Origin of the sequence: Lysinibacillus sp. NPDC047702 (assembly GCF_050272555.1) — a bacterium.
Taxonomy (GTDB): domain Bacteria; phylum Bacillota; class Bacilli; order Bacillales_A; family Planococcaceae; genus Lysinibacillus.
This window is the reverse complement of sequence record NZ_JBNNMG010000048.1, coordinates 18084-43097: the sequence shown is the minus strand read 5'-3', so window position 1 is coordinate 43097 and position 25014 is coordinate 18084. Positions and strand designations below refer to the sequence as shown.

Here is a 25014-nt window from a genome sequence, read left to right as displayed (position 1 = left end):
GTCGACATCAAAAGCACCCCTTCCAAAAAAAGTTTTGTATATATCTATACCACTTTTTAGAAGAAGTACACATTTCTTAAGTTGACAGCTATGGTACTTTGGTCACCCCCGGAGGAAGAAAAATCTTCATCTCTATTGAAAAATCGCTCTTTTATATTTCTCTGGCTATCAAGTACAACCTCTTTTGTGGCTTTATCTAGTTATTTATTTGCTGAACAATGGTATATTATCACTGTTTTGAAAATGGAATCGGCACTTGGAATGATTTTGATGATAACGATGATTTTTCGCGTTCTCTTTATGACTGTTGGAGGGGTTTGGGTTAACGCATTTTCGAATGGACTTGTCCCACTCTCCTATGCTTTTGTTTCTATTGCCCTTGTTATGGATTTGACTATCTCCAGTATAATGTTGTATTGCGGATGTCTAATTATATGTATATCTTTGTTGTATATATTTAAGCCAAACGTTATTAAAAGTGGTGATTAAAAGTGGTCAAATGTAGTGGAATTTCAATTTCCGCTCCAATTCAGCGTTGAGCTAATTCCCACGCCTTGCTTTAATTACTGTAAATAAGAGTGATATGCTAGTAGGCACATGCTATATGAAGTGGTTGATTGGGGTGGAGACTCGGCGACTCTTTGGGATTTGTGTCGAGGGCACTAAAATAGTTTCGCGCTTCTAATATGAATATAAAAAAAGATGTCCACTAAGCCTTTAATGGCTAAGTGGACATCCTTTTATACTATGAAGCTATTCAATTTATACTATTATTTTTGAATAAATTGTTGTGTCCAGTAGTTACCTGTTTTCACATAGCCAACACCAATATGTGTAAAGCTACCGTTTAAGATATTTGCACGGTGACCTGGTGAATCCATCCAAGCTTGTACGACTTCTTGAGGTGAACGTTGACCTTGTGCAATATTTTCCCCTGCACTCTTATAGCTAATACCTAAAGCTTTCATACGATCAAATGGTGAACCAAATGTTGGGCTTGTATGTGAAAAATAGTTTTTACTTTGCATATCTTGTGATTTTTCACGTGCAGCTGCCATTAATTTATCATCCGTTTGTAGTGGAGCTAATCCAGCCTTCGTACGCTCAGCATTTGTTAATTTAACAACCTCTTGCTCATAAGCACTGACATCTGAAGCAGTTGTTGGTGGTGTAGGTTGAGCTGGTGCAGTTGTTGTATTATCTTTTGGTGGTGTTTGTGTATTATTTTGATTTGCCTGCGAATTGTTTGTGTTAGTTTGTGTATTATTATTTGTTTGTGTTTCTTTTGATGGTGCAGATGTTTGTGGTAATTTTACATTCCACTTATGATTAGACCATTTATAATAATAAACTTGATTACAGTTTGTAGTCTGCTTAACTGAGTTCCCCTCTGTAGTATTTGAAGCAGCAGAAGCCATTTGAATTGGAGCTGCTAATAGAAATGTTGCACAAATTGCAGTTAGTGTTTTTTTCATTTTGCAATTCCTCCTTCTCTGCCACTTATCGTAAATGATGATTTTATTTAATTTCTTACCAACATCTGCTAAGATCACCACCGAAGTAAAGAATTCGCATAAAACAGGGGTTTTTTTGTCATAATTTTTAGCAGCTTCCACCAATCTATGAAATACTTACGTTTTAAATAGGGTTGACACCTCTCAAAAGCTAGCTAATATTTTCAATATTTTAATAATGGATTGCTATTCGAAATCCTACTAATTTTATCGAAAATATTAACTTCAATCGATAGAAAATGAATGAAGAAAGTAAGATCTATCGTTATCTGACGCAAAAAATCTGCCATTCTTGCTTAAAGAAAGACAAATACAACATGTCTATTTCAGCAGGAAGCGGCAGATATGATTTTTTATCTTGATTCAGCAGAACGTTACTGTGTGAAAGCGATGCGACAGCAACACACACTGAGTGACCAACATCACGTTAGCTCAAAGTCCCTGACGGATGTCACGGATTTTGAAAATCTGGACGCATTGTTTATCTGTGCGAAAGCGATGCGACAGCTACAAATGTTTTCTGCAGCGAAAGCATAGCGGCAGCTACAATTACGCTGGGACGTCATTGATACTTGTTTAATGAATACCAATGACGTTTATATCCCCTACATTTTCACCAATGATAACTAGTTTGGCCGGCATTTTTACGTATTCAGGTAGCCATTGGACCATCCCATATGCATATTGAAATAACATAGGATTCCTTACACCTTTAATTGGTACATACCCTTTCATACGATAGACCGTATCGGGTAATGAACGTACCCAAGCCTCAAATTGTTCTTGTGTAAAATCTATATCCTTAAATTCAACTAATCGTGATCCCAGATGCATGGCAGCAATCGGTGATTTTACGATATCATTTTTGTCCACTTGTGCAGTTGCCTTTAAATCTTCTAAGAGTCGTAACGGAACACGCCCATTTGTTGTTTGTAAAATAAAAGCATGTGGATTATAGCCCTGTAGCTCATAAACTACACGAGCCTGCTCAGCCTCTGTTAATAAATCCGTTTTGTTGGCCAATAAAAGATGGGCATGACGGATTTGCTCCATAAATAAAGAGCGTACTTGTGGTGTTAACGTCTCACGATTCAACCAAAGCTTTGAATCAGCTACAGTAACAATACCCTTCACATACAATTTTTCAGCAAATAACGGTGAATAAACGGCATCTAATGCTTCTACAGGATGTGCAGCACCTGTTGTTTCAATAATTAGTACATCAAACTCACTATCCATTAATAGTGATTGAATTTGTGCCTCTGTTTTTTCTGCACCAGAACAGCAAATACAGCCCTCTAGCATCTCTTTCAACGGAATATCCTTCTCAACAGCCTTTGAATCAAATGGCAGCTTCCCAAGCTCATTCATTATAACTGCTGGCTTTAAGTTTTTTTCCTTCAATTGTCGTATTACATCTGTTAGCATAGAAGTTTTTCCACTACCTAAAAAACCACTAAATAAATAAACGTCCTTCACAATCTTTACCTCCCATCAAAAAAGCCGTCGCACAGATCGTTAATAACGATTGCTGCGACAGCTACTTCTTTAGTTTGTAGTATCCTCATTTTTTGCTGGTGTTCCAGTAAGCAGTTCTTTTGCTTTTAACAATTGAGGATCATCTGCTTTTATTTTTGCACGCAATGCATCCATTAAAGCATACGTCGTATTTCCAGTTAAAATGCCCGTTTCTTCCAGTCCACTTGTATCTTGCAGTTTTTTCACTGCACGTTCTGTATACTGATCGAAACTACCATCTACTTTACCAGGCTCGTATCCAAGTACCTCTAACATCTCTTCTGCCGCTTTTACAGAGTCAGACTGTAAGCCCTCTTTCATTTCAAGAGCTGGATCGAGATATGGTAACGATGCATAGGATGGATATGGTACTTTTACATCTGGCTCAATACCTTTTTCGTTAATCCAGTTACCGTTTGGTGTTAGCCATTTTCCTGTTGTAAATTTAAGATTTGAGCCATCTTTTAGTGGTGTAATATTTTGCACAGTTCCTTTACCAAACGATGTCTCACCAACAACTTTAGCACCAACAGATTCCTTTAAGGCGCCTGCTAAAATTTCAGATGCTGATGCACTACCATTGTCAACAAGTACGGTTACAGGTAGATTGTATTTCTCTCCTGCAATAGCATTTGTGATTTTTGGCTCCTCATCTTTTTGTTGTACTTGAACAATTGGTTTACCCTCTGGCACAAATAAATTAGAAATTTCTATTGCAGCCTCTAGGTAACCGCCAGGGTTTTGACGTAAATCTAAGACAATTCCCTTCATACCTTTTCCTTTATACTCAGTAAGTATATTTTCAAGCTCTTTAGCCGTGTTTTGACTAAATGAAGTTATTTGGATATGTGCAATATTACCATCAAGCATCTCACCATATACGGTTTCAACTGGAATATCATCACGAATAATTGTCATTGTTATAGGCTCCGTTTTGTCGCCACGTTTTACAGTTAATTTTACAGGTGTCCCCTTTTCACCACGAATAAGGGCTACAGCCTCAGAAGCACTAAATCCTTGAATGCTTTTCCCATCTACCGTTAAAATTATATCTTTTGGTAATAGTCCTGCCTTTTCAGCTGGAGAATTTTTGATAGGTGACACAACTGTAATAAAGCCGTTACGTTCTTGAATTTCCGCACCAATTCCTTGGAAGCTAGAAGATAATCCAGAATTAAATTGGTCTGCTTCTTCTTTCACCATAAAATCAGAATATGGATCATCTAACGCATCAAACATGCCATTAATAGCACCATTGACTACTTTTTCATCATCAATATCTTTATAATAATTTTTTTTAAGTAAATCAAAGGCTTCATATAACTTTGTAAATTCCGCACGTTCAATCGGTACTTTTACTTCCACTACTTTCTTCTCGCCGAATGTTAACGCAAAAATCGTTAAGCCTGCAGTAATAAGGATTGTAAAGAACATCAGCATGATAAATCTAAACGGTTTTAATTGTATAAATCGTCCTGCCGGTTTTACCTCGTCCTGAGTTTGTTCTTGCTGCTGTTCTATACTATCTTTTTTCTGTTCATCCATCTTGATTGTCACCACTCTCATATACACTAACTTGTTGTCACACACTATTACCATCTTAACAGGTTATAGAGAAGACGAAAAGAAAAAGACAGTCAAAATTCTCGACAGTTCTTGTCCATCAACTATTCCCCTATATCTTCAGCTGCTTACAATTATGTATAAAACCATATAGAGAAAGATGTCTTAGAGGCTTTAGTTAGACACCTCTCTCCTCTGCTAAGTTAAGGTATATAATGGTACTGCTTTTCTATTTTACTCGATTCTTAGAAGCAGTCAACTATATACACATAGAATATTAGAATTCAATTATTTACTTAGGTATCTTTTATATACGTAACTTGCGCCAATTTTGCCATTTTTATTTTATTTTCTGCATTTTTTGCTGCATTCATTCCTGTAAAAGTTCCCGTTTTGATACGATACTTTGTACTATCTTGCTCAATGTAGACAAGCCAGCCAAAGGTGATTTTCATAACCTTTGCTGCGCTTTCTGCCGCCTGAAACGTATTATAGGTTCCTGTTAAAATGCGATATTTTAATGTTTCAACAGGTGGATTTTGTGTATTACCAGCTTCTTTTTTAATCATCTCTATAAGTTGAGACCAAGGCACTTTTCCAGCGCGCATATTTCGAGGACAATTTTTCCCGCTAAAATAATGATGCTGAACAATATTTTCAATAGCTATATTTTCATCTTTTATAATTTTTGCGATAAGAGCAGCAGCATTTTGCACAGCTTTTGTATAATCACCATCACTATTTACACATATTTCTACTTGGATTCCTTGATTATTGCCAATATACGTTCCTGCACCCCAACATTCCCAAAAATGTTCATATGATTGTACAGCCTCTTGATCATCAACTTGCCAATGCCAGCTAGCTTGCCTGCTATTGCCGTTTATTTGTAGGCGTGCATGTGCATCAGCATCCGCTCCAATGTTGGTATTATCCGTTTCATGAACAACAATATATTTTTTCAAATTATTTTTACCATTTGTCATGTTCACCGCTAGAGAAATTGGTACTAATTTCCGTCGTATTGTTACCAAATGTTTTCCCTCCCTTCATTTTATTATGCGGCGTCGTTACAGAATCCTAATAGTATCATCATCTATCATAACTACAGATAATCATAGAAATAGAAGCTTAATAAAAGACGATTCAAAGCTATTTTATGCACCTTTAGTTACTTGTATTGTGTTTTTATAAGTATTAATAACTACAGCATTACATTTAAATCTACCAGATACGTTATCTTAATCATTACAGCTAAGCTCTTTTAATCTCTTAACTACAGAATGAATTGTTAACCTGTGAAAAGTAAGTAGCTGCCCCTTATAGATGACAGAAAAAATACCGTAAGGCGTTGGCGATAATGTCATTAACTGCTCTCTATTGCTAAAATCAATTACTTCCACAGGTAAATCTAATAGCGTTGCCCCTGCAACTATATTTTCTGTGGCAACTTCAACATATGGACATTGAAAGGAACGCAAAATCGTTAACTGATTAAATTTTTTAATTCTCTCGTCCCAATCATTTGGGAAATAAGGTTGCTCCAATTCTTGACTAAATGGATAGGAAAGTAATTCAAAACCGTATGGAGCTTTATCAATGCATTGAAAGTTATTTTTCAAAAAAACTTCTTTACTAGGCATCCACGATGTCGTCGAATTTGTCACAACCACTACACCTTTTTTGGCTAGCCTTTTTGCATCTGTCAGACATTTTTGAATAAGCTCTGTTCCATATCCTTGTCCAGTTTCACTGACCCACAAGCAATGAATAACTAAATAATCATTTGCAAAGACAACCCTTGAAGAATATTCCGCTGCTGTATATTCAATAAAGCCAACTTGCTTATTATTTTTTAAAATCTGGACATATTTCAAGCCTTCCTCAAAGCTGTTATGTAGCCAATTGTTCTTTTGTCTATAGCCCTTCGAATTCTTTTTGCTTCTAAGGCAATAGCTCCCCATGCCTTCTAATAGCTCATAATTTAAATCAATGAATTCAAGTTTAGTCACTTGCCTAATCCCCCTTATCTTATTAATGGTAATTATACCTTTATTAAACACTTGAAGGAGTGAAATTCCACAAAAAAAAACACCCCCAATATGAAACCATTGGAGGTGAGATCAGATTTTACTTTGAATCGATTCCCTTTTTTCATATGACACGCATATGATGAAAGTAGTGACGATCTAACAATTTGCTTAAAGGAGGCATAACAATGCAAAGAAATGAAAATAATTCAAATCAACCAACGGACTCTTTGGAAATTTATGCTGCAAAGCTGGCCTATATTGGAACATCCATTTCGACATTAGGTGATGGTATTCAAACAATTGCCGCTGGGCTTGCATTACAGGCGTTACAAAAAAGCAACAATGATAATTCCCAAAACAATAATGATCAGGCAATGCAAGCTGAAAATATGCAAAAGCAAATTGATTATTTAATTTCTGAATTAAAGCAAATTAAAAGATCTTTAAAATAAAGATCCCATTATTCATTATTTTTTCTGCTGCACATCAAGTAATTCGGAAACTGTGACAAATCGATAGCCCTGTTTTTCCAGCTCTGCCAAAATACTGTCCATTGCCTCAACTGTTTGCTTACGGTTACCGCCTCCATCATGGAACAGTACAATATTTCCTTCCTTTACTCCTTTTAAAACAGTATTGATAATTCGATTCGTACCTGGACTTTTCCAGTCTAATGTATCTAAATGCCAAGACCACATTACAACTTTATAACCTTCTTTGGAAATTGCTTCAATCATGGCATCAGAATATTGCCCTTCTACAGGTCTAAATAAAGTGGGAGCATATCCTGTAATTTTTTTTATGGTTTCATCTGTTTGCTTTATCTCCTTTAGCAAGTTTGGAACATTGGTCCTTAACGGATGTGTAAAAGTATGATTGGCCAGCTCATGGCCTTCCTTATACATTCTTGAAATAACCTCAGGATTTTTTTCTGCATTTTGACCAACTATAAAAAAAGTGGCTTTTGCCTTATATTTCTCTAATAAATCTAAAATCTGAGTGGTGTACTTTCGATGTGGTCCATCATCAAAGGTAAGGGCCACAATTTTTTCATCCGTTTTAATTTCCCAAACAATTTGACCTGCTTCTTCATAATACTTTCTTCCTTTATTTTCATAGGTACTGGCATGGACATCGAAGGAAATCATTAAAAGGCAAACCAGTAATACCATCTGGAAAAAATTTTTCAAATTTTCACTTCCTCAAATAAAATATTTCGTACCTTATTATTTGAGGATTTTTAAAATAAATGCTTTATTTTTATCAATTTGTTCCGTATAAATCACGCAGCTTTGTTTATAATTTTTTTAAGTAAGTGAGGAACTATTTCCTTTTAGCCTATTACTTGGAGGTAGTTCTTAGATAGGTGACATTGGATGTGAAATTTATTTTTTATAAAAGCTTAAGTAATATTCGATTAATTTTATGACTGCATAAATTTTTTTATATTCTTTTTCAATTTTATATGAAATAAATAAAACGGCTACATTAAAGCTTAAAATTGTTAGTGCGACTATTTGAAATAAAGAAATACCAATCATTACCTTCATATTAATAGCACAGGCAATAATGGCGAACAATGATAACATCACACCACTTAATGTAATATAGATGGGCTTAGAGCGAATAATTTCATCTGCCTGTACTTTTAACAGATCTAATAAATATCGAATTTCTTTTAGCTCATATTTCTGGTCAAAAATCACAAAATATGACATATAGACATCATTCGAAATATTCTCGTTCAGTATATTTTTATGAATTTTAGTCACTAATTGATCACAAAAATCTTTATTTAAAGCTTTCTCAGGTATAAATAATTCCTCTTTATTTTCTAATATATTTGTACTGGGATGCTTCAAAATCCCTCATCCTCTCATCGTGTTCTACCTGATATAATAATTATGAATTGAAAACTTGTTTATAGTCAGATGAAAGTTCTCTGAAATATTTCAGACATTTAAATTATATGAAAAATTGTGCATTGTATGCTATTTTCGACAAAATACTCCTTATATTTTGTATAAATACAATTAAAAACCAGGACTATTTATAAGCGCCTGGTTTCATCATGTTTAATATAGTTTCTGGTATACAGCTAATGCGTCTGTAATATTGAACTGCTCTGAACGTGGATCACCTTCTGCACCAACCGTTACGAGCAGATATTCTTCCCCATTGATGGATGCTAGACTTGCGAGGCAGAGACCAGCTTGCTCTGTATAACCTGTTTTCCCCCCAATAATCTCACCTTTCGTTACTTCATTGTTGTTTAAATAATTGAATAGCCTGCTTGTTAATGTAATTCCCTCTGGATGAAGATTCGTTGGTTTTATCGAATATCTTTCAGCTGTATAAATTTCCCTAAATGTTGGATTTACGAGAGCAGACTGTAAGAGAATTGAAAGATCTCTCACCGTTGTATAGTGGTCTGGATGATGCAATCCAGTGGCATTCATAAAATGACTATTCTTCATACCAAGCTGTTGAGCCTTCTCATTCATTAACTGAACAAATCCATTCTCTGATCCAGCAATAAATTCAGCTAAACCAATAGACGCTTCTGCTCCTGAGGGCAGCATCGCACCATAAAGCAAATCCTGTGCAGTTACCTCCTCATTAGGAAGAAAACCTGCCATAGAAGCATTTTCTTCATATAAGCTTGTAAAAATACGGTTCTTAAGAAGAATTTTTTCCTTTAAATTTGGTATATTTTCAAGTGCGACTAGGACAGTCATCAGCTTTGTTAAAGAAGCTGGATAAATGGTTTCCTCACTATTTTTGTCCAATAAAATAGTATGGTCTTGTAAGCTCACTAATATGGCATTGGAGCTATGTAAATCTAAATTGAACATATGATCACTTTTCTGTGGCATCTCTAGCTGAGGAGATTGAAATGGATCAAGGTTTGGCTGTAGTGGATTATCTTTGACAACAATGAAATAAATAAACAATAGTATTACTATAAAAAATACGCTATAAAAACCCTTTCTTTTCAACAAAAACAACTCCTTCTTTCTATGCCTGTTTCCCAATTAGAATCCCATTGCAAGATGGTCAAAAATAGCTGGGAGATCAACAGGATTTCGCTCACACAAGTACTTTCAGGAAGTGAAGACTTTTGTGTATGTTCCTCAATCTAGTGAGGTTGAGGAAATGCCTCACTGATTATAGTTTTATTGAAACATAAAAGAAGGAGCTCTTTTTTAATAATCTATTATAGAATTCTTAAGGTTTCTTAAGAAATTGATGGTAGGCTAACGGTAAACACTGTTTTTTCATCGGTGCTACTAGCAGATATTGTTCCTCCATGTGCTTGTACAATTTCATTGGCAATAGCAAGTCCTAGCCCCGCTCCACCCGTTTGTGTAGATCTAGATGAATCTAAACGATAAAACTTTTCAAAAATCATGGTTAATTTTTGAGGTGGAATGGCCTTTCCCTTGTTTGTAAATGAAATATGAATCTGATCATTTTGTTTTTCAGCATGAATATCAATAATACTGTTTTCATCGCTATATGCTATTGCATTTTTTAAAATATTATTAAATACCCTAGCTATTTTATTACCATCAGCAAAAATCTTTAAGTTTTCCTCAACATTTACAATTGCTTGCTGTCCTTTTGGTGCCAATAACGGATAAAATTCATCTGCCAATTGCATCAACATATAATGTAAATTAATGGATTCTTTATCTAATATAATGGATTGTAAATTAAATCTCGTAATTTCAAAAAACTCATTAATCAATTGTTCTAGCCTGTAGGATTTATCTAATGTAACCTTTACATATTTTTCTTTTTGCTCTAAAGGCATATCCTTCGCCTCATCCAGCAGGCTTAGGTATCCCATAATGGATGTCAAGGGCGTTTTAATATCGTGTGCCAAATAAACCACGAGATCGTTTTTTCTTTGCTCAGCCTCTTGTGCGTCCTTTGCACGCTTTTCTAATGTATTTTTCACCGCATTTAATTTCTTTTCCATAAATTCAAGCTCAGCTGGCAGTTGAATATCTTTATCAGACTCCTCTGAAAGGCTGTTGATACCTAAAGCAATATGATGAAAATACTTTGTAAAGCGTGAAAGTGCAAAGTAAAAGATTATTAATAATAAAAGTATTAATCCAATTGCTAACCAAAGCTGCTTATTTTGCTGAAATAGAATCGAATAGGCTTTCTGAGCAGCATAATAATCTAGCTGAAGTACATTTTCACAAAAGTGAATAAACGCATCGGCGAATGGAGCCTGTAAAACGCCATCAATAAATAGAGAGCTAATCCAATACCCGCTGATTAATGCAAGAACTAGGATAAGAAGTATTTGAAGCATTATTTTCCTTTTTAGTTTTCCAAAATCATTTTTCAATGGTATACCCCACTCCCCAAACCGTTTTGATAAATTTTGGGTTTTCTGCAGGGTCCTTCATTTTTTCTCGTAAATGTCTGATATGGACCATTACCGTATTATTACTGCTATAATATTTTTCTCCCCAGATTTTTTGGAATAGTTCCTCAGAAGAAACGACACGTCCCCTATTAATACATAAAAACCAAAGGATTGAAAATTCTGTAGGTGTAAGCGACAATTGTTTTTCATGCAGCATACATTTCCTTGTGTTTTGATCTAAAATAAGTCCAGAAAAATCAATAATCATATCATTCTGCGAAGTTTCTTGCTGATTGTACCTTGTAAATCTTCGAATTTGAGCTTTCACTCGTGCAATTAGCTCCAATGGTCGAAATGGCTTTGTGATATAATCATCAGCACCTAGCGTTAGTCCTGTTATTTTATCAATTTCCTCATCCTTAGCTGTTAACATAATCACGGGAAAATGATAATGTTCTCTAATCCTTCTGCAGATTTCAAAGCCATCTATGTCAGGCATCATCACATCAAGAATAGCGAGATCTAATTTTATTGTCTGAATACAAGTTAGTGCCTCCTCGGCATTATAAAATGTAAAGACATTAAAGCCTTCATTTTTTAAATAAAGCTCTATTAAATCTGCAATTTCCCTTTCGTCATCTATGACGAGAATATTAATAGTTATTTTCATCTCCCCCTTAGAGTTGTGAACATTGCTTCAAATGTAACAATCATAATACCATTCAAGTAATCAACCTGCCATGTAAAGCCAGAGATTTAAGAAATTCTAAAGAATTTACACAATAAAAAACCACTCATCATCAGACGAAGTGGTTTCAAATGGATTTTGTTTTTTTTCGTTAGCTGCCAAAAGCAAATATAAGCTCTGTTTCACAAACTAATTCTCCATCAACAGTAGCCACTCCACGACCTTTACCAATTGGCCCTTTTAAGCGTGTAATTTCTACTTCAAGACGAAGCTGGTCACCCGGTTTTACTTGTTTTTTGAACCGACATTGATCAATACCAGCAAGTAATCCAAGTCTCCCTTCATTTCCTTCCTTTGTAAGCATAATAATAGCACTCACTTGTGCTAATGCTTCTATAATTAGTACTCCTGGCATTACTGGATAATTAGGAAAATGCCCATTAAAAAATTCTTCATTTATCGTAACATTTTTAATCGCTACGGCTTTCTTACCCTCTTCTAAATCCAAAACGCGATCCACTAAAAGAAAGGGATAACGATGTCTAATAGCTGCTTGTATTTGCTGAATGTCCAGCATATTAACACCTCCAACTGAATTATCACCTAATTCTATCACTAATTATTATCAGTTGGTACTATTTTAAAATTTTAAAGATAAAAAATCACATTCCGAAAAAAATGTGATTTTAGATAAACTTAATTTATGTACCTGATTATTGACCAAAACCATCTCCTAATTTAATGGAATGTAGCTGTCCACTAGTAGCCCAATTGTCACGTTCATATTCCTCAAATATAACTGTTACCCATTCTTCTTTAACATTTAACTTCTTTCAGCAGAAGTCTCCCACCTCTATAGGTAGTGAGATGAATGCGATTTTAAGCTACTTTTCAGAGGGTGTCCAAACACCCGCTGAAAGAAGTTAAAGCCTCCGGAGGATGTCACGGAATCGAAAAGGAGTTCTTTGTGTAAGCACAAAGCCGATTCCGGACGCAATTATGCCGAGGCATAATTGATCGTTTTCACTGCCTCTTGCGTCACCATTTCAACAAACTGTTGTTTTTGTTCTCGTTCTTCCTTTTGCTAGTTTAATTGTAATAATAGGCATAACAAGCCTCCTTATTTATTTCAAGTGTTTTGTAAACAAATATAAGAATGTTTATCTTTAATATTTATCGCTGAGTTCTGATTTTATATTTTTAGAATTTTCTATAACTATTTTTTTAGTATTTCATTATCGACAATAATAGATTAGATAGAATATAATAATTTTTGCACTCATTTACCCAATCTTATGGATGGATATTTAGTTAATTACGCATAATCATTGAGGAATTAAGAAAGCCCTCATAAAGATTCACTTTATTAGAATAGGATGGTCAAGCATGATATCGTTTATTGCAATAGTACTTCTGTTATTTTTAATTCCTGGTCCAGCTGTGATAATTACCATTACACAAACGCTGAAAAGTGGTAAAAAGAATGGTGTTTTCACAGCATTAGGTATTGGATTGGGCGATTTAGTTCATACATTAGCCGCTGTTTTAGGTCTTTCAGCTATTTTAATGAAATCTGCTACTGCTTTTGAAGTAGTGAAATATATTGGTGTAGCTTATCTTGTTTATTTAGGTATTCAAATGCTCCTAACAAAACCGCAAAAAATAGAACAGCCAACAGTTGAACAAAGTCCAGCAAGTACTTCGTTCCGCCAAGGTTTTTTAGCAGAAATATTAAACCCTAAAACGGCACTATTTTTCTTAGCCTTTTTACCTCAATTTGTGCAGCACAATGGACAGTCTGTAACTGTGCAGCTTCTAATTTTAGGGATTACGTTTGTTGTAATGAGCGCCTTGTATACTATTTTATTAGCTATTGTTACAAGCTTCATAGGTGATAAAATCTTTACCAAAACCACCAATAACGGTTCACGTTGGATTGAAAAGGCAGTAGGTTTCGTTTATATAGGTTTAGGTGTTAAATTGGCACTTCAGACTCAAAGCAGATAGAGAATTTATATGAGGGAGAACACACTTTTATGGTGTTCTCTCTCATTTTTTATAGATTTTATCATTTATATTGAAGGGATTTTAATCTTTTTAGCAAATTATAATAAAGAAAAGGAGAAAACATATGAATCATCATCATCAAGTTCTATTTCAACAGATAGAGCGTTATCGAAATGAAGTTTTACAAGTCCTAGAATTTGTCACAAAGGAACATGCAGAAGTCATACCAGAAAGATTTCATAATAATATTCGTTGGAATATGGGTCATCTTTATCTGGATCAATATTTATGACTTGAGGCAATAACAAACGAAAAAAGCAAGGATCTTATACCTTTTCATGCCTGGTTTGGCTTTGGCACCTCACCTGCCAATTTTACAGAGGAGACACCATCGTTTGAAGATTTAAAAGAGCTTTTAAAATCTCAACCAGGTAAAATAAATGCAAAGTATGGAGATAAATTAGAGATAGAGTTTCCAGCTATCGATATGGGCATAAATACAATTGAACAAGTACTAATTCGAACAATTTTTCATGAAGGCATGCATTTACAAACAATAATGGACATAAAAAAATGTCTGTAATCAAAACTGCCAAACTTCTCAGTCAGTAGGGGCCATCCGCATCCCTTACTGATTGTTCATATTGCTAAAGGTCTTGTTCCTTTCCTTTGATCTCTTTCTATTTTATAATCGTATGAATGCCTAGTTAATCCATCAGGAAACGTTTCTTCTTAAGGATTCAATACAATTTGCCCCATTTTCAACCGTTTTTCAAGCCTCTAGTACCAGACCCATTTCAATTCTGACTTCTTTATTTTCCATATCTGTATTGGAGTAGCTTAATAGATCACAGCCAGTAAGCTGAAATCCATGGCGTCTATAAAATTGGATAGCAGGATAATTGGAGGTTTGCGTTTCCAACACGATTGCCCTGGCACCTAGTTCTTCAGCTCTTGTTTTTACCAATGCCATGAATTGACTACCAATTCCTTTATGTTGATATTGTGGATTTACATGAATATCATTGATTCTTAGAACATTATTCCACTTCTCATGACTACAGCTTACAATTCCCACCTCTTTCCCGTATATTTCTGCAATATAGCATTCAATTTCTTCTATATAATCTGCAAAAATTTCTCCTTCCAAATATTTATGGAATGGGCTATCAAAATGCTTTAATGTAAAATCCATTGTCCAACCGTTTTCTTGCACCTGATAGGAAACATCGTAGAATTTATCTGAATGATATTGATAAATAATTTTCTTACCATTAGGATAGTCTTCTTTATATATTCTTTTAATTTGCAAAATGGATAATCCTCCTTCTTTATTAATTATCCAACATGTAGAAATGGCTGAAAAAATAATATTCTTACCTTTCAGCACCATAACTTGTTCACAAAATTTTTGAAATTTATGGTTTTAATTGCTATAAACTTGAAATATATTTCTACTATTGGCTTACAAACCAATACAAACTTAACTAGAGGTGGTTTTTTCTATGACAAATCTTGACTTAAAAATGGAAAGCTGGTTAGCACTAAATGATATTTCTCTACATCAAAATTTAGAGCCTGTTGCTATTAAACTTGCAACATCAGATCAAACAGTTGTCAGTCAAGGTATCTTTGTTGGGAATCAGCTGTCAGAGGCTAGAATTGCTGACAATCAGGTTCAGCAGGCACTTCAAAGCTTTGGACGCTATAGTACTGCTGTAAAAGAAGCTGCTAAAGTAGCTCCAACAACTGGATTAACAACTATCCTTGACATTTCTAGAATTGTTTCTAATTTCAATCCAGCATTACCAAACGATAAAAATAATGTACCTGCCTATGAAAAATATGTTTCAAAAATATTACAAAATCCTCTTATCCATTTATTAAATAGCAGCGTAAAATCCTTTAAACGTACGACTTCCGATTGGAATGAAGCAATTGACCAAATTGCCAATTTATATAATGGCATTTCGGCGGCTGACAAAGGAAAAATCGTAGAAAGCTTAAAAGCATTAGCAAAATCCGCCTCTTCCTCTAGCTCTGAAAAACAAACAGAAAAACTGTTTACTCAAAGTACGATTAACTGTGAGGAAAATATTGATATTTATATTTACTCTAGCTCTGTCACAATGGAGGAGCACAACGGTAAGCATAATGTAAAGCAGGTTGAATTTGAAATACAAGAAACACAATTAAGATTTACAAAAGAATTGTGGAGTTTATACTCAGATGCTGTGTTAGCTAAACATCTAGCTTTAATGGATGATTGGCTGAACGGCATTGATACAAAAGCAGACAATCGTTTATCCACTCTTACTTGCTTAGTTTAACTTAGTGATAGAGATATTGTTTTAGTTTGATTGATATGGAAATACATCTAATGAGATTATTCAATAGGTCTCTCTATATTTTATCTTTTATATTGTGAAACAGGCAAAGCCTTAAGTTTGCAACAATCACTACGCGTGGTTTGTTGTGACTTACGGCTTGTGCTGTTCTGGCAGGAAATTGTACACGGATTATACATATAACCTAAGGAATTACAACTTTTATGGTCGATTCTTAATTAGGTTTAATCTTTCTCAGTTTGATTGATGATATTAGATTATTTAAATCATCAAGCAATTCACAGTTTGATCCCAACCATATGTCACCATAACGCTCCATGATTAGTATGTCCTCACATTGGTAAAATGAATGCGTAGGTCCCTCTTCTTTACAACCAATATAGTACCCATTTAGCCATACATTTACTATCGGCTTATCAAATAATATCTGTAGATTAGCTATTCTTCCTTCAATCAAATAAAGATGTTTACAGCCAAAAACGACCTCCTGTAAACAAAAACTTTTCAGAAAATGATACAGAGAGTCATTTACTAGAAGATATCCCTCTGCATTGTCATCCCAAAGTATATGCTCGTTGCAATAGACAGCAGAATCATCGTTACCTACTGCCACTTGGCATGTCCAATTAGCTTGATTTTCCTCAAGAAATGTAAGCTTGTGGTTATTTGGATCCTTCTTTAGTCTCTCTACCGAATAAAGACAATCTTGCTGTTGAAATATTTCCGGAGCGTTTTCGCAATGATTGTCCAAGCCATCTTTCCAGTGTCCCGCAAAGGCATATAATTCATGCAAAGCCTTTGGCAGATATACTGGAATCTCGTCTACTGGTATGCCGTAGGAGCTATCATACCTCCCGTACCAGTTGATAAGAAAATCCTTTAAATCTTCCAATTGATCAGTATCTTTTAGCAACATCGTAATTCCTCCTGCTAACTTCACATTATAAAAATGGAGAAGCAAATAATATCAAGTTTTTTCGCCACAGTATAGTTTCCTTTACATTTCTTAAAGGTTATCAAATTCCACGCCATATTTATTAAAGATTGCACTATATTTGATTTCGAAAATGGACCATCGTTTTTCTGTTCCGTACTTTTCCTGTAAAGCCTTAAAAAAATGTTTAGCTCCCCCTACATCATTGGATTGTAACAGTAAATGTAAGCTTTCTTCGCTAAGATGTAAAAATGGACCTGATATGTAATAATCAACAAGGGATCTGGCATTAGTCATAGTTTTATAGAACTGAACAACCTTTTCTAATCCATTTTGCAGCGTTTTTCTTATATCTTCCATATCTGTAGCAGGAGTGATTGAAAATCGATCTGGAAAAGACTCGGCAATTTCCCCCATTCTTGCTCTGAAGTGACATTCTGCCTCTTTGGGTGCAGTCAAAATCTCTCTCGATTGAATCTGTGCCAACTTTGCGGCATAAATTCCACAGTTCACATAAAACATGACATTATCCGCTGAATTGCCTGATGATTTTTGAAAATTAAACATATAAATGAGGCTACCTGTTGTCTTATAGAAATTCAAACCCTTCTTCGAAAATCCATATTTAGAAAGAAATGGTTCTATGTCTTGCTTTATCATCTCATTAAAGAGCTTTTGCAATATGATCCCCCCTAGAAGATTGCTCAAAATACATACTTGTTCTAAACATTCAAGAACATTCCTCTACTTTCGGTATTTTATGGTAGGAGTACTTTAAATCCTAAATACAATTATGGAACAGCCAAAAAAGGATACTCTATGAAGTACCCTTTAATAATATTTATTTAAAAAATTCTGTATAGTATGGTTAATTGTTTGTAATTGATTGTCGGATGGAAAGTGCCCCATATTAAATGAATGGAAAGCTGTTAAATTCGGAATGATTTGTTCAGCAGTTTTTTTCACCTTATTTTCAGGGAAAAATATGTCTTGTTGACCAGCAATGATTAAAGTGGGTGCAGAGAAATGTGCTAATTCGTCTCTAGTTGTTAATTTAGGCATCCCCTGCTCTAATTTTACAAAGCGAAAAATATCTCCAATAATCTGCTGATCACTCTCTATCATATTACCAGTAGACATACAATCTGTTATTTGTTTAAGATACTTGATGGACAACGTTTTTTTAAATTGCAGCAATGGCATAAAAATCTTTTGCAGCATTGCGATTTTGGAGCCTAACTTAAATCCTGCTGGTGAAACAAGAACAGCACAGTCAATCCTCTCTGGCATATAGGCAGCTAACCTTAAAATAATACCAGCTCCATAGGATGGACCTAAAACAGCACATTTCTGAATATGGAAATAATCCATTAATTGGGCTATCCATTGTGCAAAGCTTTGATCTTTTGCAGAAATTCTAGTTTGTGTACTATAACCAGGGTGTCCAATTGTATCAGGCGCATATATTCTATATTTTTTTACGAATGGTTTAAACCAAGATAAAGTCATAGGATTTATGCAATTACCACCTTGAAAAATAAACAAGGGCTTACCGTTTTCTGGTCCTGCCATTAATACATGGGTTTTTCCAAAGGTTGTTTCCACCATGATACGTTCTATTGCAAAATCAAAAGACTTTAAATATTGCTCGTAATGCTTTAAAATGACTAATCTACCTTTATCACTTGTATAAATTGCATGTTTCATTTTGACGCCCCCTGTTTCAATCTTACAGGATTTTGCATCAGTATTATATATAGAAATTTATGAATATAATTATTTATGAAAAAATAGAATATATGATTGAAAAGGGTTAGCATTTAATTTCTTTAGAACATATAATGCTCACCATCTTCAGGAACAAGCACACGATCATTGATTTCCTTTTCATTTAAAAAGCTTCGTAATTCTTCTCTAGACAATGTCCAATGATTTATAGCTTCCATATGACTTACAACAATCTTAGCATTTGGCGCAGCACGATAAACTTCGTAAATATCATCCTTCCCCATTATAAGAGAACCTCCCTGTAAAAATTGATTGTCTCCTCCATTCACAATAATAATATCTGGTAGATTTTTTTCTAGCACTTTTTGAACTCCGTTATACCACACAGTATCTCCTGCAACGTATAATTTCTTTTCACTTGAATGGTGAAAAATAACACCGCATACTTGACCAGTCATTTCTAAAACTTTTCCTCGCCCGTGCTGACCTGCAGTTTTCATTAACTGAACACCTTCAAAAACTGTATCTTCCTGTAAAATCTCTACATTGGTAAATCCAGCACTTTTAATCTCTTTAGCGTCTTCTTCATTTTGGACAAACATTTTGATAGCCTTTGGTAATACTTCTTTTGCAACCTCATCGAAATGATCAACATGTAAATGTGTAACAATCACTGCATCCACATTTATAAGCTGGTCTATGGATGCTGGTAGAGAAACTAATGGGTTATTTTGGTCCTGTCTTAGGGAATTTGGGTATGGTGGAAAAGTCCCCTCGTTTGCCAAAAGTGGATCGATTAAAAATTTTTTCTCCGCATATTCGATGATAACCGTAGCATTGCGAATTTGTTGAATGTTCATATTCTTAACTCCTTTTCTTTAAATTACAATTAGTTTATACTATGTCCAAATAACAATTACATAGATAAAATCAAGTCTTTTCATGATTTGACTTGAATAATGAAAGGAGTTATTTCATGTTAGATAGTACAGATTTGCGTATCGTCGATGAGCTTTCTAAGAATAGCCGTATGACAATGAAAGAATTAGGAGAGAAGGTCCATTTAACTGGACAAGCTGCATCTTCAAGGGTTGCAAAATTAGAAGATAGTGGTGTTATTGAAGGATATACAATCCATGTGAATCAAGTAAAATTAGGATGCCCTGTCCATGCATTTATGAATATTTACACTAAAAGTCCGTACCATGAACCCTTTCTGGCATTTCTAGAAACACAACAACAGTATATTGTTAATAATTATAAAATTAGTGGGGATGGCTGCTATCTTCTAGAATGCAGATTTCCATCAAACGAAGTTTTAGACCAATTTTTAGTCAATTTAAATAAACATGCCAACTACAAATTATCGATTGTTATAAGTAAATAATAAAAAATACCAGGTGCTAAAGCCTGGTATTTTATACTTTCCTATAAACACGAAACACATTTCTTTGAATTCTAGCCATATATTCATTTGTAAGTTCATTATCTTAGGCTATAGCTATTACCTGCTTTAAAACAAATATTATTGAAACTCCGTTATATTCTAAGTAATATTGGTGCACTCTATTATATTCTAAGTAATATTGGTGCACTCTAAAACGTAACCACTGAACAAACGGAGGTAATATTAATGAAGAAATTACTGTGTATAGGAGCAATGGCAGCACTTCTTCTATCAGCATGTTCTTCTCATGATGAGGCCCCAGCTAGTGAACAAGCTGAGGCGAAAGAAAAAACTGTCAATGCTGAAACAAAAGAGACCCTTGAAAGAAATGCTCTGAATGAAAATAATTGAATCAAATTAACAGACAGGTAATATCCACTACTTTCATGGCTGTATCCATCGTTTTTCTGGTTCTATCCATCACTTTTATAATTCTATCCACCATTCCAGCTCTGTTATCCATCAACTTGCTTTTTAAGAACTTTAAACGATATGGATGTTCCCTGATTTGGCTGACTGTTGATTTGAAGCCCTTCTCCGTAATGCTGCTTTAATCGTAAATTCGTATTCAGAAGACCTACACCCGTCGATTTTTTCAGCCTTTTGACTAGCAATTGATTTTTTGTTTCTTCATTCATTCCAATACCATTATCAGATACTGTTATCTCAATATAAGTATCATAATCCAAAATTTGAATATGAATATTTCCTCCATTTACATGTTTCAGAATGCCATGTTCTATGGCATTTTCAATTAATGGCTGGATGGTTAAAGATGGAATCATTACATCAGATGAAACCTCTAGCTCCCAAGTTGCACTAATTCGACTTCCAAATCGTTCCTGCTGAATATAGAGATAGGATTGAACAAGCTTTAACTCATCCTCTAATGGGACAAGTTCATCTATATTTTGAAATTTAAAGGATTCCCGTAAAAAATCACTAAGTGCCTCAAGTAGCTTATTCGTACGCTCCGTATCAATTTCATGTAAGGTCATGATTGCATTTAAAGTATTAAATAAAAAATGTGGATGTATTTGTGCTTGCAGCCAAGCCGCTTCCATTCGAAGGCGCTCTTGAACAGATTGTTTAACATCTGTGAGTGCTTTTACCCTTGATCTTAATTCTAAAGGATCGACTGGTTTCATTACATAATCATTTGCACCAGATAAAAAGCCATTCTCAATATCTTGTGCTTGACCTCTAGCTGTAAGAAGTAACACTGGTAGATCTGTAATTGATAGCTGTTTACGAATAGTCCGTACTAATTCATAGCCAGACATATTAGGCATCATTACATCTGAAATAATTAAATCAAATTTCTGAGATGCCAATGCCTCCAACGCTTTACTGCCACTTGTGACTGTTATTAAATCATATTTTTCTATAGTCAAAATTGTTTCGATTACTCTTAAATTAATTGGATCATCATCCACAACCAGCACCTTTGGTCGATTTGTTTGCATGATGGATTGGATTGTTGAAGAACGATCAAAATGATTGGAAGACGTCATAACATCTAAGCTCTCATTCGTTCGCAATGGTGAATTCCTATCTTCTGTATCATGTTGTTCAGATAAGATGGAGATAGGTAAAGTAAACGTAAATTTCGAACCTTTCCCTAATACAGACCGAGCTTGTAATGTGCCTCCATGTAGCTCAACTAAACGTTTACTTATACTAAGTCCTAGTCCAAATCCACCTTCAATGATGGCCTTACTAAGAGTTCCTTGCTCATAAGGCTCAAATATACGCTGAATTGTTTCATTATCGATGCCTATACCAGTATCTGAAATCACAATTTCCACCATATTATTTTTCACATGACCCGCTATTGTAACATGACCTTCATTTGTATATTTCACTGCATTATGCAGTAGATTAAAAACAATTTGAATGACTCTATTTTCATCAGCCATTACTTTTGGAAAATCTTCTGGGATTTGATTTATTAACTCTACTTGCTTTCCTTCCCTCATAAAATAGAGCATATCTAATATGCCAGAAACAATTGTATGAATGGAAAATGACCGTAGCTGTAGCTTTGTTGTATTTTCTTTTAAACTCATTACATCTAGTAGATCATTTAACATAAGAGACATTCGCCGTCCAACGGAAAGAACGGTCTCTAAATCTTTGACACTTTTATCACTTAGAACCGTTTCTTCTCTTTCTAAAACAGCCTTCGACATGTTTAAAATTCCATGTAGAGGATTTCGTAGTTCATGAGACGTATTAGCAAGAAACTCATCCTTCAATCGATCGGTTTCTTGAAGCTTTACAGCGAGTGCCTTAGTATCTGCATACACTCTAGCATAATCTTTAAACCATAGTATGGCCAAACAAGCCATCGTGATAATAAGGTCAAATGGATAAAAGATAACTTTAATGCCAGTGATAAGCATCGAGAAATCCCAAGCTATATTATTAACAAATGCAAGAATTGCAAGCAGTAAAAAGATGCTACTTCTAATCTCTTTAATAGATTTACGTATCATTGTAAGGATTGTGATAATCATTGGAATCGCAAAAAGCAAAATATAAAAAAGCTGAATTGTAATCAAATAGCTAGTACTCAACATTATTGCCAGCAATGAGGCTATTCCGCACAGAATATTGAACTAATATATAGGCTTTTTTAAATAATGCGGCAGCCATTGTTTAATACATTGAAGCAACGAAAAGCCAATGCCAACCATTGAAAGATGAACTAATTTAAATCCCCAGTCATAATTAATGGGAAACCAATAGGACACTAATTTATCATCACTGCCTAATAGATAGTACAACATAGTGCTAAATGTTAAGAGTGAAAAGTAAAGTAATCTTTTATCTCTGTTTCCTACAAAGTATAAAATAATAGAATAAATAGCATGTATTAAGAAAACTAAAGCCACCATTTGCTGCATCGTTACAGACAATTGGGTCTCTCGATCAATTACTTCTTCTTTGCCCAATTTAATGGAGCGAATAATCCCTCCATTACGAGAATCCTTATAATTTGCAACTTGCATAATAATTTCTATTTCACTATGACCATTTACTTCAAAAGAAGCTGAATATGGTATGTTTTTGGCTATGGTCGTATCAGCATTTTCCCCAATTACACCTAATTTCGACAGTTGTCTACCATTCACATATAATTCAGAAGAGCTCCGAACACTTGGTACTCTAATACTGTAGGTACTATTATCAGATGGATTAATCAGAACTTTTAAGCGATAAGAACCGTAACCATATGGTGTTACTTCCCCCTCCTGTAAAGAAGAATCCCACCCCTTTGGAACATATATGTATGATAAATTATTTCGTGCCGCATCAATTGACTGTTTTTCGTTAATTAACCACGTATAAGGAAAGAACTCCCATTCCCCATCTAATGTAATGGAATGATTGTCGTTAAAATTCCATTCTCGCAAGTCGATTTGTCCTTTTACTGCATAGGGTTGGTTTGTGTTATTTAATAAATCCAACCATAAAATACGTGAGCCTGTTAAAAATAGTACAAATAAACTAACAATAAGAATAATTTTCTTTTTATTCATTTACATAAATGTCAAAAAGTCCTTGCACTTTCTATTTATAGCACAATTTCCTTAGGCCAATTGCACCTCCTTTGCACTATTATCCTATCATGCTCAGAGATACTTTTAAATCGAAATATTTATAGCTATATAAAAATAGACTATATTTCTATAGTCTCATAGTGTTGATAAACTATTATGTTAATGAAATTAAGGTGACAATTAAAAAGTTTTTAACACTTTTTCAAAACGAGAGGTTGATCTCCGTTCCGACTGAGTGCTTTCCTGGGGGCGTCCGATGAGCCGCTTCACTCGCATTGCTCGCTCCAGGGTCTCATCTGTGACGCTGAATCCCCGAGGAGTCACTCAGTCTACACTCCAATCAACCGTTGCTCATCGTATTTTCTATTGGCATTTCACACTAATGTATAGTGATAAATTGAAGTCTTAGCCATCACTATATTGCGAAAAACTGGAGCTTTGGTAACATTTTTCTCTACGAAACCAGTGTCAGCAATAAGTGAGTGGCTTTATGTAAAGTCACAAAGTAGTTTTATGCATAAAATGTGGTTGACAGCTATAGATTAGAATTGTACCACTATTCCATTCATTTAATGATGGTGAGTAACATGCTTTTACTTTACTTTTAAGGGAAGAAAATATTTAAAGTTCTACACTATTGTTGATTGGAGTGCAAGGCTACTCGACTCCCGTGGGATAGCGAGACAGACGAGACCCTACACGGAGCGTCAGCGCAGGAAGCGGCTCGTCGCTCGCCCACTGGAAAGCGAGTAGCCTGGAACGGAAATCATCTTCATTTTGACTAAATATTCACAAAGGTATCCTTGACCATTTTGATTTTCAACACTATGAGACTATATTTCTATAGTCTAAAAACTAAAAGATAAGGTTTCTTAATTAACCGTTTTTACACTTTGTCGATATATAAAAACACTGCTAATTATTCCAAGTCCACCGACTAACAGAATCCATGTGTTGTAGAAAACAAGTCCATATATCAGAATGACGCAACCAATAATACCACTTGAAAAGGCACTGGACACCATGGATTTTTTGGTTGGTTTAGGGAATTGAATAGAGATTCCCAGATTTTTATTCCCCCATTTACAAGCAACATCCATAATAGTATACATTTTGTCTAACATCATTTTACCCCTCTTTCCTCCAAATTTTAAAATACGATGTAAGAAAAAAAAGCATTAGATAGAGCACCCAAAAAAACTAACATTGAAATTGATAAACAAATCAATCCGACAACCTTTTTCGTCTTCTGTTCTCTATTCTTTTGGGATATTAAAATTA

26 protein-coding genes are annotated in these 25014 nt (G+C 34.6%); 7 read left to right on the top strand and 19 right to left on the bottom strand.

Annotation, left to right across the window (positions count from 1 at the left end):
- Positions 1-770: 770 nt before the first annotated feature.
- From ACQKIM_RS19755 to ACQKIM_RS19735, 5 genes are all read right to left on the bottom strand, one after another.
- Positions 771-1475, bottom strand: a complete 705-nt coding sequence (locus tag ACQKIM_RS19755) for a CAP domain-containing protein (RefSeq protein ID WP_427547230.1) — start codon at positions 1473-1475, stop codon at positions 771-773.
- 615 nt (positions 1476-2090) lie between these two features.
- Positions 2091-2993 carry a CobW family GTP-binding protein gene (locus ACQKIM_RS19750; RefSeq protein WP_427547228.1) on the bottom strand — a complete coding sequence of 301 codons (903 nt, stop codon included), beginning with the start codon at positions 2991-2993 and terminating at the stop codon, positions 2091-2093.
- 69 nt (positions 2994-3062) lie between these two features.
- Entirely contained in the window at positions 3063-4577 is a 1515-nt protein-coding gene (locus tag ACQKIM_RS19745; RefSeq protein ID WP_427547225.1) for a S41 family peptidase, read from the bottom strand.
- A 314-nt stretch (positions 4578-4891) separates the two neighbouring features.
- Entirely contained in the window at positions 4892-5629 is a 738-nt protein-coding gene (locus tag ACQKIM_RS19740) for a peptidoglycan recognition protein family protein (RefSeq protein ID WP_427547222.1), read from the bottom strand.
- Positions 5630-5836: 207 nt separating this feature from the next.
- Positions 5837-6607 (bottom strand): GNAT family N-acetyltransferase, encoded by a 771-nt coding sequence (locus tag ACQKIM_RS19735; protein ID WP_427547219.1) that lies wholly within the window; start codon positions 6605-6607, stop codon positions 5837-5839.
- A 206-nt stretch (positions 6608-6813) separates the two neighbouring features.
- Here ACQKIM_RS19735 and ACQKIM_RS19730 point away from each other — a divergent pair, with 206 nt between their 5' ends.
- Complete coding sequence (locus tag ACQKIM_RS19730; protein WP_427547216.1) at positions 6814-7080, top strand: translation initiation factor 2; 267 nt, start codon at positions 6814-6816, stop codon at positions 7078-7080.
- 15 nt (positions 7081-7095) lie between these two features.
- On the opposite strand, the gene ACQKIM_RS19725 is transcribed toward ACQKIM_RS19730, so the two are convergent.
- From ACQKIM_RS19725 to fabZ, 6 genes are all read right to left on the bottom strand, one after another.
- Positions 7096-7818, bottom strand: coding sequence for a polysaccharide deacetylase family protein (locus tag ACQKIM_RS19725; RefSeq protein ID WP_427547213.1), 723 nt, complete (start codon positions 7816-7818; stop codon positions 7096-7098).
- A 195-nt stretch (positions 7819-8013) separates the two neighbouring features.
- Complete coding sequence (locus ACQKIM_RS19720) at positions 8014-8490, bottom strand: hydroxymyristoyl-ACP dehydratase (protein WP_427547211.1); 477 nt, start codon at positions 8488-8490, stop codon at positions 8014-8016.
- Positions 8491-8703: 213 nt separating this feature from the next.
- On the bottom strand, positions 8704-9627 hold the full coding sequence (locus ACQKIM_RS19715) for a D-alanyl-D-alanine carboxypeptidase family protein (RefSeq protein ID WP_427547208.1): 924 nt from the start codon (positions 9625-9627) through the stop codon (positions 8704-8706).
- Between the two features lie 239 nt (positions 9628-9866).
- Positions 9867-10958 carry a vancomycin resistance histidine kinase VanS gene (vanS, locus tag ACQKIM_RS19710; protein ID WP_427547236.1) on the bottom strand — a complete coding sequence of 364 codons (1092 nt, stop codon included), beginning with the start codon at positions 10956-10958 and terminating at the stop codon, positions 9867-9869.
- A 25-nt stretch (positions 10959-10983) separates the two neighbouring features.
- Positions 10984-11679 (bottom strand): VanR-ABDEGLN family response regulator transcription factor, encoded by a 696-nt coding sequence (vanR, locus tag ACQKIM_RS19705; protein WP_427547233.1) that lies wholly within the window; start codon positions 11677-11679, stop codon positions 10984-10986.
- A 175-nt stretch (positions 11680-11854) separates the two neighbouring features.
- Entirely contained in the window at positions 11855-12280 is a 426-nt protein-coding gene (fabZ, locus tag ACQKIM_RS19700; protein WP_427547205.1) for a 3-hydroxyacyl-ACP dehydratase FabZ, read from the bottom strand.
- Positions 12281-13089: 809 nt separating this feature from the next.
- Between fabZ and ACQKIM_RS19695 the strand changes: the two genes are divergently transcribed.
- Positions 13090-13710 carry a LysE family translocator gene (locus ACQKIM_RS19695; RefSeq protein WP_286926704.1) on the top strand — a complete coding sequence of 207 codons (621 nt, stop codon included), beginning with the start codon at positions 13090-13092 and terminating at the stop codon, positions 13708-13710.
- 124 nt (positions 13711-13834) lie between these two features.
- Entirely contained in the window at positions 13835-14002 is a 168-nt protein-coding gene (locus ACQKIM_RS19690) for a hypothetical protein (RefSeq protein WP_427547202.1), read from the top strand.
- A gap of 480 nt (positions 14003-14482) precedes the next feature.
- On the opposite strand, the gene ACQKIM_RS19685 is transcribed toward ACQKIM_RS19690, so the two are convergent.
- The gene (locus tag ACQKIM_RS19685; protein ID WP_427547199.1) at positions 14483-15022 is read right to left on the bottom strand and encodes a GNAT family N-acetyltransferase; all 540 of its coding nucleotides are present in this window, start codon (positions 15020-15022) and stop codon (positions 14483-14485) included.
- A 193-nt stretch (positions 15023-15215) separates the two neighbouring features.
- Between ACQKIM_RS19685 and ACQKIM_RS19680 the strand changes: the two genes are divergently transcribed.
- On the top strand, positions 15216-16040 hold the full coding sequence (locus tag ACQKIM_RS19680) for a hypothetical protein (protein ID WP_427547196.1): 825 nt from the start codon (positions 15216-15218) through the stop codon (positions 16038-16040).
- Positions 16041-16272: 232 nt separating this feature from the next.
- On the opposite strand, the gene ACQKIM_RS19675 is transcribed toward ACQKIM_RS19680, so the two are convergent.
- From ACQKIM_RS19675 to ACQKIM_RS19660, 4 genes are all read right to left on the bottom strand, one after another.
- On the bottom strand, positions 16273-16974 hold the full coding sequence (locus ACQKIM_RS19675; protein ID WP_427547194.1) for a hypothetical protein: 702 nt from the start codon (positions 16972-16974) through the stop codon (positions 16273-16275).
- Positions 16975-17064: 90 nt separating this feature from the next.
- Positions 17065-17673, bottom strand: coding sequence for a DUF4304 domain-containing protein (locus tag ACQKIM_RS19670; protein WP_427547191.1), 609 nt, complete (start codon positions 17671-17673; stop codon positions 17065-17067).
- Positions 17674-17823: 150 nt separating this feature from the next.
- Positions 17824-18699 (bottom strand): alpha/beta fold hydrolase, encoded by an 876-nt coding sequence (locus tag ACQKIM_RS19665; protein ID WP_427547189.1) that lies wholly within the window; start codon positions 18697-18699, stop codon positions 17824-17826.
- A gap of 122 nt (positions 18700-18821) precedes the next feature.
- Positions 18822-19580: an MBL fold metallo-hydrolase gene (locus ACQKIM_RS19660; RefSeq protein ID WP_427547186.1), complete on the bottom strand. Its 759-nt coding sequence runs from the start codon at positions 19578-19580 to the stop codon at positions 18822-18824.
- Positions 19581-19696: 116 nt separating this feature from the next.
- Between ACQKIM_RS19660 and ACQKIM_RS19655 the strand changes: the two genes are divergently transcribed.
- Together ACQKIM_RS19655 and ACQKIM_RS19650 are read left to right on the top strand one after the other, a co-directional pair.
- Positions 19697-20107, top strand: a complete 411-nt coding sequence (locus ACQKIM_RS19655) for an Lrp/AsnC family transcriptional regulator (protein ID WP_427547183.1) — start codon at positions 19697-19699, stop codon at positions 20105-20107.
- Between the two features lie 246 nt (positions 20108-20353).
- Positions 20354-20518, top strand: coding sequence for a hypothetical protein (locus tag ACQKIM_RS19650; RefSeq protein ID WP_427547180.1), 165 nt, complete (start codon positions 20354-20356; stop codon positions 20516-20518).
- Positions 20519-20622: 104 nt separating this feature from the next.
- On the opposite strand, the gene ACQKIM_RS19645 is transcribed toward ACQKIM_RS19650, so the two are convergent.
- A complete protein-coding gene (locus ACQKIM_RS19645; RefSeq protein WP_427547177.1) occupies positions 20623-22731 on the bottom strand; it encodes an ATP-binding response regulator in 2109 nt (702 codons plus the stop codon).
- Positions 22732-22788: 57 nt separating this feature from the next.
- A complete protein-coding gene (locus tag ACQKIM_RS19640) occupies positions 22789-23712 on the bottom strand; it encodes a hypothetical protein (protein ID WP_427547176.1) in 924 nt (307 codons plus the stop codon).
- A gap of 277 nt (positions 23713-23989) precedes the next feature.
- Here ACQKIM_RS19640 and ACQKIM_RS19635 point away from each other — a divergent pair, with 277 nt between their 5' ends.
- Complete coding sequence (locus ACQKIM_RS19635; protein WP_427547173.1) at positions 23990-24142, top strand: hypothetical protein; 153 nt, start codon at positions 23990-23992, stop codon at positions 24140-24142.
- A gap of 463 nt (positions 24143-24605) precedes the next feature.
- Here ACQKIM_RS19635 and ACQKIM_RS19630 read toward each other — a convergent pair whose 3' ends face one another.
- Entirely contained in the window at positions 24606-24860 is a 255-nt protein-coding gene (locus ACQKIM_RS19630) for a hypothetical protein (RefSeq protein WP_427547170.1), read from the bottom strand.
- Between the last annotated feature and the right edge of the window lie 154 nt (positions 24861-25014).

What these genes read in the sequence shown, in the direction of transcription:
- ACQKIM_RS19630 (WP_427547170.1), bottom strand. Translation starts at nt 24,860, where the DNA reads ATGATGTTAGACAAAATGTATACTATTATGGATGTTGCTTGTAAATGG.
- ACQKIM_RS19635 (WP_427547173.1), top strand. Translation starts at nt 23,990, where the DNA reads ATGAGCCGCTTCACTCGCATTGCTCGCTCCAGGGTCTCATCTGTGACG.
- ACQKIM_RS19665 (WP_427547189.1), bottom strand. Translation starts at nt 18,699, where the DNA reads ATGAAACATGCAATTTATACAAGTGATAAAGGTAGATTAGTCATTTTA.
- fabZ (WP_427547205.1), bottom strand. Translation starts at nt 12,280, where the DNA reads ATGCTGGACATTCAGCAAATACAAGCAGCTATTAGACATCGTTATCCC.
- ACQKIM_RS19680 (WP_427547196.1), top strand. Translation starts at nt 15,216, where the DNA reads ATGACAAATCTTGACTTAAAAATGGAAAGCTGGTTAGCACTAAATGAT.
- ACQKIM_RS19650 (WP_427547180.1), top strand. Translation starts at nt 20,354, where the DNA reads ATGAAGAAATTACTGTGTATAGGAGCAATGGCAGCACTTCTTCTATCA.
- vanS (WP_427547236.1), bottom strand. Translation starts at nt 10,958, where the DNA reads ATGCTTCAAATACTTCTTATCCTAGTTCTTGCATTAATCAGCGGGTAT.
- ACQKIM_RS19690 (WP_427547202.1), top strand. Translation starts at nt 13,835, where the DNA reads ATGAATCATCATCATCAAGTTCTATTTCAACAGATAGAGCGTTATCGA.
- ACQKIM_RS19755 (WP_427547230.1), bottom strand. Translation starts at nt 1,475, where the DNA reads ATGAAAAAAACACTAACTGCAATTTGTGCAACATTTCTATTAGCAGCT.
- ACQKIM_RS19730 (WP_427547216.1), top strand. Translation starts at nt 6,814, where the DNA reads ATGCAAAGAAATGAAAATAATTCAAATCAACCAACGGACTCTTTGGAA.
- ACQKIM_RS19660 (WP_427547186.1), bottom strand. Translation starts at nt 19,580, where the DNA reads ATGAACATTCAACAAATTCGCAATGCTACGGTTATCATCGAATATGCG.
- ACQKIM_RS19745 (WP_427547225.1), bottom strand. Translation starts at nt 4,577, where the DNA reads ATGGATGAACAGAAAAAAGATAGTATAGAACAGCAGCAAGAACAAACT.
- ACQKIM_RS19640 (WP_427547176.1), bottom strand. Translation starts at nt 23,712, where the DNA reads ATGAATAAAAAGAAAATTATTCTTATTGTTAGTTTATTTGTACTATTT.
- ACQKIM_RS19695 (WP_286926704.1), top strand. Translation starts at nt 13,090, where the DNA reads ATGATATCGTTTATTGCAATAGTACTTCTGTTATTTTTAATTCCTGGT.
- ACQKIM_RS19675 (WP_427547194.1), bottom strand. Translation starts at nt 16,974, where the DNA reads ATGTTGCTAAAAGATACTGATCAATTGGAAGATTTAAAGGATTTTCTT.
- ACQKIM_RS19655 (WP_427547183.1), top strand. Translation starts at nt 19,697, where the DNA reads ATGTTAGATAGTACAGATTTGCGTATCGTCGATGAGCTTTCTAAGAAT.